The sequence below is a fragment of the Ornithinibacillus jepli genome, from assembly GCF_047228935.1.
Lineage (GTDB): Bacteria > Bacillota > Bacilli > Bacillales > Amphibacillaceae > Ornithinibacillus.
The window spans coordinates 792,225-804,787 of sequence record NZ_JBFEGG010000001.1 but is presented as its reverse complement, the minus strand read 5'-3'; the positions used below and the strand labels follow the sequence as shown (position 1 = coordinate 804,787).

Below are 12,563 nucleotides of genomic sequence, written 5' to 3'. Positions count from 1 at the left end.
TTATTCACCCATTTTATAACCTACTTGGATTCTGTTACTTGACCCTTGTAAATAGTCTTTTACAGTCATTCTTTTCTTTCCTGCTGGCTGTATTTCTGTAATTTTTATTCCCTTATTATTTCCACATACCACGATAAAAGCCTCATCATTTTCTTTAGAAATGATTTCGCCCGGCTCTCCTATAAACTCTTGGTCAACCGGTTCACCCCACCATATTTTCATTGTTTTATTTTCATACATGGTAAAAGCGACCGGCCAAGGATGGAGACCACGTATTTGATTAAATATCTCAGTATTTGATTTATTCCAATCAATCTTTTCCTGTTCCCGTCTAATGTTGGAAGCGAATGTTGCTTTAGACTCGTCTTGTTTAATTGGCTTTATGTCACCAGCGAAAAGTTTCGGTAAAGTTTCCATTAAAAGACTCGCACCAACTCCAGATAGCTTATCATGAAGTGATCCTACATGATCCGTTTTTTCAATTGGAATACTTCTTTGTGTTAAAATATCACCTGCATCCAATTTTTCAGCCATATACATAATGGTAATACCAGTTTCCTTTTTCCCTTGGATTATTGCATAATGAATTGGTGCTCCTCCACGTAATTCAGGAAGTAGAGATGCATGAACATTGATACACCCAAATTTTGGACCTTCTAAAAGTTCTTTCGGTAAAATCTGACCATATGCAGCCGTAACAATTAAATCTGGCTTTAAATCTAATATTTCTTGGTATTCGTATTTAATCTTTTCCGGTTGAAACACTGGAATTCCATGAATTTCTGCTTCCACTTTAACCGGAGGTGGTGTAATAATCTTTTTTCTACCTTTTGGTCTATCTGGCTGCGTCACAACTAATAAAACTTCATATTCTGAGTGTATTAGCTCTCTTAATATCGGTACTGAAAAATCAGGTGTCCCCATAAATACAATTCGTTTCATTCATTAACCTTCTTTCTACATAAGGTGATATGGTTGCATATCGATTGTTATTAATAAGTCTTCTTTTCGAACTTCTTCAGCAAATTGATCAATTATTTTCTTTAAGTATTTTCTTAAGTTTGGTTCATTTTTGTATTTTATCATGCATTGGTAACGATATCTATCTTTCATCCTTGCAATTGGTGACGGAGTTGGTCCAAGGACAACTGTGTCTTCACCTACAACTTTTAATAGTAATTGAACAATTCGTTGGGTTATTTGAACGACCTTAACATGATTAGGATGTGATACAGTTACTAATGACAAATATACATACGGCGGATATCGAAATGTCTTCCTTATTTGCATCTCTCGTAGAAAGAATTGATTATAGTCATAATGACTTGCAAGTTGTATACTATAATGATCTGGTGTGTAAGATTGGACGATAACATGCCCTGGTAATTCATGTCTACCAGCTCTACCACTTACCTGAGTAAGTAGCTGAAACGTTTTCTCACTTGAACGAAAATCAGGTAAATGTAGCATCGAGTCTGCGGTTAATACTCCAACTAACGTAACGTTTGCAAAATCTAAACCTTTTGCTATCATCTGTGTTCCTAATAAAATATCCGCTTCCCTCTTAGCAAAGCTTGTTAATAGCTTTTCATGAGACCCCTTTTTTCTAGTTGTATCTACATCCATTCGAATAACTCTTGCATGCGGCATAAGTTCGTTTAATGATTCCTCTACTCGTTGGGTTCCAGTTCCAAAATACCGTATTGAATCACTAGAACATTCAGGGCACTGTCTTGGCATATGCTCTTCGTAGGAACAATAGTGACATTTTAATTGATTAGAACGTTTATGATAAGTAAGTGCTATATCACAATGTGGACATTGTTTTACATGACCACATTCACGACACATAACAAAGGTAGAGTAACCTCTTCGGTTTAGTAAAAGTACGATTTGTTCACCTCGTGCTATTGCACTTTCCATACTTTCCTTTAACCTAGTAGAGAACATTGATCGATTACCATTGTGTAATTCCTCGCGCATATCGACAATTTCGACCTCAGGCATTTCTTTTTCATTTGTACGTTTGTCTAAAGTAGCTAACTTATATACTCCCTTTTTTGCTCTAGCAAAAGACTCCAGTGTAGGTGTTGCGCTTCCAAGCACTACTGGGCAGTTATGATACTGCCCACGTTTAATCGCTACATCTCTAGCATGATATCTTGGCTGGTCCTCTTGTTTATATGTCGTCTCATGCTCCTCGTCAATAATAATTATTCCTAAATTTTCAAAAGGGGCAAAAATAGCAGATCTAGCACCAACGACAACTTGTACTTTTTTCATTTGTATTTTTCGCCATTCGTCATATTTCTCACCACTTGATAATGCACTATGCATTACCGCAACTTTATCTCCAAAACGCCCTTTAAACCGTTTAACCATTTGGGGGGTTAGTGCAATTTCGGGTACTAATACAATGGCTTCTTTTCCTTGTTCTAACACTTCTTGAATTGCTTGCAAATAAATCTCTGTTTTCCCACTACCAGTGACGCCATGAACGAGAAATACATCATGTTTACTCTGGTTAATTTTTTCTTTTATAGGATTTAATGCTTCTTCTTGTTGCGCTGTTAAAGTTAATGGAAGTGTCTTTTCGAATGCATTCTCATCATAAGGATTACGGTATTCTTCTTTTTTATACTCTTTAAGTAACTTTTTTTCTAGTAAAGCTTTTACTACAGTTCGATTGGAATTTAATATTGTAAATAATTTAGTTTGTTCTATAGGATCAGGATTTCGAATAAAAAATGAAAGAACTTGCCTTTGCTTTTTAGCATTTGGCGATAAATCCATCAATGCTTCTTCTAATAAATAACTCTCTTTATTCGGCTCTAATATCGTCACAAATTTCTTCGTAATCTTTGATTTAACTAAATAGTTAATAGAAATAATACTATTTTGTAACGCCTTTTGTAATTTTGAATAAGGGATAATAGATTGTTCGAATTCTTCAAAACCTATAACATCTCTACCAGCAAATAAATCCTCTAATTCTGGAGAAAGTGGTTCTAATGTGTTTCGGACTATTTCTTTTTTATACTGTGATTTTAACACTTGCGGTAACATAGCCTGATAAGCATTTATATATAATGTTAATGTGTCCTCAGCTACCCATTTCCCTAATTTTAATAACTCCTTCGTTAAAACAGGTTGAATGTCCAATACCTCGATAATGGGTTTTACCTTATCAAAATCAGATGAGTCTTTTATTCCAACTACAAATCCTGTAATTTTTCTAGGACCAAATGGAACGACAACTCGCATCCCTTCTGATAAAATATCTTGAAATCGTTCAGGAATTAAGTAATCAAATGTTTGATTAATTGTTTTAGCTTGGACATCAACAATTACCTTAGCTATGCTCACGCTTCCTCATCCTTCATATCTTGTAAAATAAGCTTCAATATCTTCCTTGCAACTTCTTTTTTAGGTGCTTTCGGTATCTCCGTTTCTTCAAAATTTTTATTTAGATAGGTAACAATATTTGTCTCACTACCAAATCCTGCCCCCTCTTGTGCTACATTATTAATAACGATGGCATCTAGATTTTTTCGTTTCAACTTATCCATGCCATATTGTTTATGATCTTTAGTTTCTGCTGCGAAACCTACAAGAAATTGTTCCGTTTTTCTTTCACCGAGGGCTTTTAAAATATCTTTCGTACGCTCTAATTCTATGTGAAGGTTTCCATCTTGTTTTTTCAACTTTTCCTCATGAGTTACTTTTGGACGATAATCAGCAACTGCTGCTGCCTTAATCACAATATTCTGTTTTGAAAAATTATCCACCATAGCTTGATACATTTCTTCAGCAGTAGTAACATTAATTACATTAATTGCACTAGTTATTGTCTCGTTAACTGGACCAGATACTAATGTTACTTCCGCACCCATTTCATAAGCAGCTTCTGCTAATTTATAACCCATTTTGCCCGTTGAACGATTAGAAAAGAAACGTACAGGATCCACTTTTTCCCTTGTAGGACCTGCAGAGATTAACACCTTCTTACCTGATAGTAACCCTCGATCTTGTTGATGTGAATTAATTACTTCAATAATCGTATCGGGTTCTTCTAACCTACCTTTACCTATCCATCCACAAGCAAGATAACCAGCACCAGGTTCAATAAAGTGATAACCAATGTCAGTTAATGTCTGCATGTTCTTCATAACTTGAGGATGCCCATACATATTCACATTCATCGCAGGGGCAACATAGACATCTGCCTTTGTCGCAAGGATAGTAGTAGATAGCATATCGTCAGCAATGCCGTTTGCAATTTTTCCGATTATATTAGCAGTAGCAGGAGCTAATATAAAAACATCAGCCCAATCTGCTAATTCAATATGTGCTATTTTTTCAGGATCTTTCTCGTCGAAAATATCCGTAAATACAGGATTACGTGAAAGTGCTTGAAAAGTAAGTGGTGATACAAATTTAGTTGCTGAATTGGTCATAATTACTTTTACATTAGCACCTTGTTGTGTTAATTTACTTGTTAAAGCACATGCCTTGTAGGCTGCAATTCCACCAGATACGCCAAGTACAATATTTTTATTTATCATATTCTGTAAACACCTTTCCAGTCATAAAAATCTTCTAGTCTAGTTATACCATAATTTGGACATTAGAAAAACTAGGCATCCACTCGTCTTTTAGCGAATCAAATACTTGAAATGTAATTTGAATTACTACTTGAAAATTCTACTTGTGGTTTTACGAGGAACTATACTTCATGAATTTTGTTTTTCTTGTGTAAGCAGGAAAATATTTATTTTATCGTTATTGCTAAAAAATAATCCCTTACATTATAGATGCAAGGGATTTTACGTTTTTTATTGTTCTTCTTCTAATTTTAGTTCTTCTGCCGCGATTTCTTCAAGTGCCATTCCGACAAATTTATGCGATTTTGGGCTTTCGATACGAAGATTTTTTAATTCACGTAATTGTCTAGCTCTTTTAGCTGATAACGTAACAAGGGAATATTTTGATCTTACTTTTTCTTGTAATTCATCAATTGATGGCTCTAACATCATGTAAGTTCATCCTCCAATAATTTTTTATATTGTGCTGCAATGCGCTCTCTTTTACAATGTTCGCTTTGAATAATGGATTGAATTTTATCCACTGCTTTTTCTACATCGTCATTTACAACAACATAGTCATAAGCATCCATCATTTCAATTTCATTGCGAGCTTCCTTTAAACGATTTAGAATAACTTCCTCGTTTTCAGTACCACGGTTTATAATTCGATTTTTTAATTCCTCTAAGCTAGGAGGGAATAAAAAGATAAAAACACCTTCGGGGAAATTTTTCTTTACTTGCATTGCTCCTTGAACTTCGATTTCTAAAAAAACATCATGTCCTTTTTCCAAAGTTTCAAGAACATAGTCCTTTGGTGTTCCATAATAATTATTAACAAATTTAGCGTATTCTAACAGTTTACCTTGTTCTATTAGTTTTTCAAACTCTTCATTTGTTTTATAAAAATAATCTACTCCATCCACTTCACCAGGGCGTTTCTCCCTAGTTGTCATCGAAATGGAATAACGTAATTCAGTTTTTCTTTTAAACACTTCTTTTCTAACAGTACCTTTCCCTACACCAGATGGTCCTGAAAGAATAAATAAAATACCTTTCTCTTCAATCAAGTTTGTTCCTCCTAAAATATTTCCATTTATTCATCAGCTATTTCTTCGTGACTAAGTACGCGTTGTCCAACTGTTTCTGGCTGTACTGCAGATAAGACAACATGATCACTATCTGTAATAATTACCGCCCTAGTTCTTCTTCCATATGTAGCATCTACTAATTTATTATTATCTCGAGCAACTGAAACAATTCGTTTAATTGGGGCTGATTCAGGTGAAACAATTGATATTACTCTATTAGCTGAAACAACATTTCCAAATCCTATATTAATTAACTGCAAACCCAACTTAACTTCCCCCTTAATTATTCTAACTTATTATATAAGCTTTTTTGAGAAAATAAAAGTGGTAGAAACCTTTTATTCAATGTTTTGGACTTGTTCTTTTATTTTCTCGATTTCACTTTTTAAGCCTACTGTCCATTTACCAATTTTAGAATCATTCGACTTAGAACCAATTGTATTCGCTTCCCGATTCATTTCCTGAATAACAAAATCAAGCTTTCTTCCAATTGGGTTATCATTCATACACAGCTCTTCCATTTGATCTAAATGACTATGTAGGCGGGTAATTTCTTCGGTAATATCGCCTTTTTCTGCTAATAAGGCTATTTCTTGATATAGCCTTCCATCTTCTGAAGTTATTTGAGTATCAACAAATTCTGATACCCTTTTTATGATTCTTTGACGATACTCTTCAACTACAGCTTCTCTTCTACTTTCTAATAATAGTACCATATCTCGAATAACTGATACACGTTTTAGAACATCTTCTATTAAATATTTGCCTTCTTCCACACGCATTTTAAGAACTTGTCGACATGTTTTTTCCACATTGAATAATAATTGTTCGTTCAGTTCATTAGGCTTTTCTTCATTTTCATAGACCGTAATTAAGTCCGGTAATTCAGTAAGTACAGTTACAGGAAATTCACCATTTAAAGAATACCGTTCCTTTGCCAATTTTAATTGATGAATGAATTGATCAACTAGTTCCCAGTCTGTCACGATGGACTTATTAACAAAACCTTCTCCATTCATGTCTATATGTATTTCCACTCTTCCACGGCTGAAGTGTGATTTAATTATTTTTTTAATTCTATCTTCTAAGAATAAAAACGTTCTAGGATATTTGGGAACGATATCTAAAAAACGATGATTTACCGATCTAATTTCTACCGTAATGGTTGTATCCCTTAATGTAAAAGTACTAGTACCATATCCAGTCATACTTTGAACCAACGATATCACCTACTTCTTTAGACTACCATTTATTATAGCATAATTTTTCTAGTTCAATCATTATCCCAATTAAAGAGAACGAGACTGGGACATTTTAAAAAGTTTAAGCTGAAAAAGAACAAGTGTTAAACTAGATCCGTTTTTCACGGAGTGGGTTAGCTCTAATTATAACGGTTCATTTTTCTTAGCTTGAAACAATTTTGTCCCAGCCTCTTCTGGTTATCTATTTCTTTGTAAATCCAAATAACACAGTAGGTAATGCACTCATACCTAGGATTAATAACCAGTCACGTAATCCTAATGATACGGTATGAAAGATTGGTTGAAGTGGTGCCCAATAGAGTACAACAAGTAGTAATAAAACGGAAGATATTACCGCTAATACTAAATACATATTTTCAAATGGATTCCTGTCAAAAACTGACTTTTCACTACGACAATCAAATACATGGATTAATTGGGCCATTACTAGCGTTGTAAAAGCAACTGTTTGTGCATAAACAAGGTTATCAGGATTATTTTGATAAGTAACAATAAACGCTATTAACGTTACTATTCCGATTAAAATACCCCTTGTAATAATTTTATACCCTAGCCCACGTGCAAAAACCCCTTCATTTGGACTTCTTGGTGATCTTTTCATAACATCATCTTCGGCCTTATCAAGTCCCAGTGCCATCGCTGGTAGGCCATCTGTTACTAAGTTTACCCAAAGTATTTGAACTGGGACTAATGGAAGTGGCATCCCTAATAGCATTGCAAAGAGCATGACTAAAATCTCCCCAACATTGGATGCTAATAAATAACGAATGAATTTACGTATGTTTTCATAGATATTTCTTCCTTCTTGAATTGCGGCTTTTATCGTAGCAAAGTTATCATCCATTAACACTAAAGATGAAGCTTCCTTCGTTACATCTGTACCACTATTCCCCATACTTATCCCAATATCACTTGCTTTAATTGCTGGAGCATCGTTTACTCCATCACCTGTCATGGCAACAATGTGACCTTTTGATTGAAACGCATTGACAATTTTTAATTTATGCTCAGGTGTTACTCGAGCAAATACATAAACATCTTCAATTATATCCTCTAAGTCTTCTGTAGACATCTGATTTAACTGACTGCCTTCTATAACTAGTCCATTGTCTGGTAAGAGATTTAAATCTTTTGCAATAGCACGAGCTGTTTTTACATGATCTCCAGTAATCATAACTGTTTTAATACCAGCTTCACGACATTCTGAAATTGCTGCTCTTACTTCTTTTCGAGGTGGATCTATCATCCCAAATAAACCAATAAAGGTTAAATCTTTCTCAAGAAAAGTAGAATCTAATGATATATCTGTTGATAACGGCCTCATACTAATCGCAATCGTACGTAATGCTTTTTCTGCCATGCTATCAATAGCATGCTCAATTCTGTCTCTATCCTGTTGTTTTAAAATCTTTCTATTTTCTTTATCTAGTAAATAGTTACAGCGTGGTAGTAGAACATCTGGTGCTCCTTTTGTGATTAAAAATCGCTGACCATTTTCATCCTCTACGACAACACTCATTCTCTTCCGGTCAGAGTCAAATGGGATTTCTTTAATAATTTTAAATTTATCTCCACTTAAATGATTTAATCCAATCTTTCTAGCAGCAACAATCAATGCCCCATCGGTCGGATCGCCATCTATAATGTACTTCCCTTTTTTCACTTGAAGTTCGGCATTATTACAAACTTGTCCATATAATAGCATCGTTTCAAGATTCGGATAATCTTGCTTAAGTTTTTTCTTTCCTTGCAAGAAGGTTCCTTCTGTATCATATCCATCACCAGTTACAGAAATGTTTTCTCCATTTAAATAAATCTCCTTAACCGTCATTTGATTCTCTGTCATTGTTCCTGTTTTATCCGAGCAGATTACAGAGGCACATCCTAATGTTTCTACCGCAGATAATTTTCGTACAATTGCCTTCTTTTTAATCATTCGTTGCACACCTAATGAAAGGGCGACGGTAACAATTGCAGGTAACCCTTCTGGTATAGCAGCTACAGCAAGTGAAACCCCTGCAAGGAACATATTATAAACAGGGTGGCCCTGCATGACTCCGAGTATAACTACTAAAATAGTAAGTAGGATTGCAACAACAATTAATATTTTCCCTAATTCAGCAAGCTTTCTCTCTAATGGAGTCGGTATTTTTTTCGTATTCGTCATTAATGATGCTATTTGACCCATTACGGTATTCATCCCAGTTCCAACAACAATCCCAACACCTGAACCACGGGTAACTAAAGTTCCCATGAAGCCCATATTTACTTGATCTCCTGCATCTAAATCATTCCTAGTAATGGCAGTTGCGTGTTTCATTACAGGTAATGATTCACCTGTTAGGGCAGATTCTTCTGTTTCCATACTATTTGACTTTACAATTCGAATATCTGCAGGAACACGATCACCACTACTAACTTTTACGATGTCACCTACTACCAGTTCTTTTGAAGGAATCTTTTCCCATTTTTGATTACGAAACACATTAGCCATTGGTGCAGATAATTCTTTTAACTTTTCTAGCGATTTTTCTGCTTTCTGTTCTTGAAAATAACCAATAACTCCGTTTACTAACACAATTACCATAATGGCAATCGCGTCGACATATTCACCCAACATTCCGGCTATCAATGTGGCTGCTAGTAAAACGAGTACCATAAAATCCTGAAATTGTTTAAAGAAAATAATCCATCTTGATTGTTTTTTTGCTGATGCTAACACATTATAACCGTGTTGCTTTTGTCTTTGCTCCACTTGTTTTGAGCTAAGTCCTCTATTTGTGGTTACTTGAAGTTTTTGCTCTACTTGTTCCACATCTAATTGATACCACTTTTTCACGTCGCATTCCTCCATGCTTATCCTCATTAGCAATTACTATCCTTATTCTTATAGTGATATCTATGCAGACTTGTCCCATTTAATGCTATAATTTGGATAGTGAGGTGAGTCAAATGCCATTTGACGGAATAGTAACAAGAGCTGTGACAAAAGAATTGTCCGATTTACTTGTACCCGGAAAAATAACAAAAATATACCAACCTACTGATACAGAAGTTATCATGACAGTTCGAAGTCAAGGTAAAAATCAAGTTTTATTATTATCTATTCATCCAACATATTCTAGAGTCCACATCACCGAGGATTCCTTCCATAATCCACAAGACGCACCAATGTTTTGTATGGTCCTTAGAAAACATTTATCAGGAGCAATTTTAGAAACGATTGAACAAAATGGAATGGAAAGAATCATTACATTTACGATAAAAACTAGAAATGAAATTGGGGATATATCATACAAAAAACTGATAATAGAGTTAATGGGTAAGCATAGTAATCTTATGTTAGTTGACAATGAAAAAGGTCATATTATAGATAGTTTGAAACATGTGACGATTGCACAAAACAGACATCGTACAGTACTACCTGGTTCTAATTACGTATCACCACCTAATCAGGATAAATTAAATCCATTAGAGGTGGATGGTGAAACTGTGATTAGAAAATTAGATTTTAATGCTGGTAAGCTTGATTCACAATTGGTGCAATTATTGGTTGGCTTCTCCCCTTTTATAGCAAAGGAATTAGTCAAAAGAGCAAAGCTAGGCACAAATGAGCTATATATGGAGAAGTTTACAGAACTCCAAGAAGAAATTAAACATCATCAGTACACACCAGCAATTTATCGTGACAAGAAAGAAGATTTTCATGTCCTTAGAATTAGCTCATTTCAAGGAGAAACGGAAGCTTTTCCTACAACAAATCAAATGCTAGATTCCTTTTATTCTGGTAAAGCAGAGCGAGATCGGGTCAAACAACAAGCAAAGGACTTATACCGATTCATACAAAATGAACGTGATAAAAACGAACGTAAGTTAAAGAAACATGCACGTACTTTAAAGAAGGCAGAAAGTGCCGAAACGTATCAGAAACTTGGTGAGTTGCTTACGGCTAATATGCATATGGTTAAACAAGGAGATTCTTCCGTTAAAGTAGTCGATTATTATGATCCAGAACAAAGTGAGATTAATATCGAGCTAAATCCAAATAAAACACCTAGTGAGAATGCGCAAAGCTTCTTTAAAACATATCAAAAATTAAAAACTTCCAAAGTAAAAGTGGAAGAGGAGATAATTAAGACGAAGGAAGAACTAGCCTATTTTGATCAATTATTACAGCAAATTGATGTAGCTGGTGTTGAGGATATTGAAGAGATACGTGAAGAACTACGAGAAGAAGGTTATTTAAAAAAGCAAAGAATTGGAAGACGTAAAAATAAGCAAGTAGTACCTAAGCCAGAAGAATATATTTCCTCGGATGGAACTACTATTTTAGTTGGTAAGAATAATAAACAAAACGAGTACTTAACGATGAAACTTTCTCATCGGGATGAAATTTGGTTACACACGAAAGATATTCCTGGCTCCCATGTCGTAATAAAGTCTAAGGAACCAAGTGAACAAACTATATTGGAGGCTGCACAGCTTGCTGCATATTTTAGTAAATCACAAGGTTCTTCATCAGTTCCTGTAGATTATACAAAGGTTAGACATGTGAAAAAGCCTAACGGTTCCAAACCTGGTTTTGTCATTTATGATAATCAAAGAACCCTCTATGTTACACCTGAGAAATCAGTAGTAGATAAGTTGAAAAATTAATAATATGTTTAAAGTGATTTACCTTATTGCTTTGAAGCACCAAATCTATATAAAAGGAAAATATGATAAAGAAATTTGTCATATTTTCCTTTTTAATGCTATTTTTACAAAAACGCTTCATTTGATAACATTTTAATAAATTGGTCAACTTGAGGTAGTTCTCGTATTCCTTCTTGATAGGAAACCCATGTATAGCGGGTAACTGGTTTTCCGTCTAGTTCTAGCGCAATGTGTGGGAATTCTTCCATCATGGAATCTGACACACTTTTTGGTAAAACTGCCATCCCTATTCCTTGTTTCATAAACTGCTTACATGTTTCTATTTGGTCCACCGTCATACTGCGTACAGGCTTGATTTGATGCTGATGATGATATAACCAATTATCAACCAATTCATGCATACTATCATCACTTTTAAAAGAGATTAGAGGACGCTCTTTTAAAGAATCCTTTGGAAAAGGCTCTGTATCAAATATGTATAACGGATCATCAAATAAACGGATACTTGTTGACTCTTTTAACTTTTCCCCACGAATAATACAAACATGATAGTCTTTATGGTTCTTTCGAATGTCCTCACTAATTCCGGTCACTAAATTAATCGTCACATTTGGAAACAGTGCTGTGTACTCACCTAATATTTTCGGCAGAAATCGCTGACTAATTAAAGAAGAACAAGCAATGGATAATGTACCATGGACTTCTTTACTCGATTTTGAAAGCATATTTTTTAATGCTTGTTCTCTTTCCATAACTTGCTTTGCATGTTCTAAAATCATTTCACCACTAGGAGTTAACACAAGACTTTTAGGTGTGCGTATGAAAATGGTTTCACCAAAATATTCCTCAATATATTTTAATCTTTGTGTAACAGCAGGTTGAGAAATAAGAATTGACTTGGCTGTGCCTCGGATAGTACCTATTTCATTTAATTTTAAAAGTAATTCATAATCCTCAATTTTCATGATTCA

10 protein-coding genes are annotated in these 12,563 nt (G+C 34.6%); 1 reads left to right on the top strand and 9 read right to left on the bottom strand.

Annotation, left to right across the window (positions count from 1 at the left end):
- The 8 genes from fmt to AB1K81_RS04145 all read right to left on the bottom strand — a co-directional run bounded on the left by fmt (position 1) and on the right by AB1K81_RS04145 (position 9,790).
- Positions 1–942 carry a methionyl-tRNA formyltransferase gene (gene fmt / locus AB1K81_RS04180; protein WP_412975392.1) on the bottom strand — a complete coding sequence of 314 codons (942 nt, stop codon included), beginning with the start codon at positions 940–942 and terminating at the stop codon, positions 1–3.
- Positions 943–957: 15 nt separating this feature from the next.
- Positions 958–3,366, bottom strand: coding sequence for a primosomal protein N' (gene priA / locus AB1K81_RS04175; RefSeq protein ID WP_412975391.1), 2,409 nt, complete (start codon positions 3,364–3,366; stop codon positions 958–960).
- The gene (gene coaBC, locus AB1K81_RS04170; protein ID WP_412975390.1) at positions 3,363–4,565 is read right to left on the bottom strand and encodes a bifunctional phosphopantothenoylcysteine decarboxylase/phosphopantothenate--cysteine ligase CoaBC; all 1,203 of its coding nucleotides are present in this window, start codon (positions 4,563–4,565) and stop codon (positions 3,363–3,365) included. Before coaBC ends, priA begins: the two co-directional genes overlap by 4 nt.
- Positions 4,566–4,835: 270 nt before the next feature.
- A complete protein-coding gene (gene rpoZ, locus AB1K81_RS04165; protein ID WP_412975389.1) occupies positions 4,836–5,036 on the bottom strand; it encodes a DNA-directed RNA polymerase subunit omega in 201 nt (66 codons plus the stop codon).
- Positions 5,033–5,653: a guanylate kinase gene (gmk, locus tag AB1K81_RS04160; RefSeq protein WP_412975388.1), complete on the bottom strand. Its 621-nt coding sequence runs from the start codon at positions 5,651–5,653 to the stop codon at positions 5,033–5,035. The genes rpoZ and gmk overlap by 4 nt, the downstream gene beginning before the upstream one ends.
- A 26-nt stretch (positions 5,654–5,679) precedes the next feature.
- Complete coding sequence (gene remA / locus AB1K81_RS04155; RefSeq protein ID WP_412975387.1) at positions 5,680–5,940, bottom strand: extracellular matrix/biofilm regulator RemA; 261 nt, start codon at positions 5,938–5,940, stop codon at positions 5,680–5,682.
- Between the two features lie 72 nt (positions 5,941–6,012).
- Complete coding sequence (locus AB1K81_RS04150; protein WP_412975386.1) at positions 6,013–6,903, bottom strand: YicC/YloC family endoribonuclease; 891 nt, start codon at positions 6,901–6,903, stop codon at positions 6,013–6,015.
- 214 nt (positions 6,904–7,117) lie between these two features.
- Positions 7,118–9,790, bottom strand: coding sequence for a calcium-translocating P-type ATPase, SERCA-type (locus AB1K81_RS04145; RefSeq protein ID WP_412975385.1), 2,673 nt, complete (start codon positions 9,788–9,790; stop codon positions 7,118–7,120).
- A gap of 98 nt (positions 9,791–9,888) precedes the next feature.
- On the opposite strand from AB1K81_RS04145, the gene AB1K81_RS04140 reads away from it, so the two are divergent.
- A complete protein-coding gene (locus AB1K81_RS04140) occupies positions 9,889–11,592 on the top strand; it encodes an Rqc2 family fibronectin-binding protein (protein WP_412975384.1) in 1,704 nt (567 codons plus the stop codon).
- Between the two features lie 104 nt (positions 11,593–11,696).
- Here AB1K81_RS04140 and AB1K81_RS04135 read toward each other — a convergent pair whose 3' ends face one another.
- A complete protein-coding gene (locus AB1K81_RS04135; protein WP_412975383.1) occupies positions 11,697–12,557 on the bottom strand; it encodes a LysR family transcriptional regulator in 861 nt (286 codons plus the stop codon).
- Positions 12,558–12,563 lie beyond the last annotated feature (6 nt).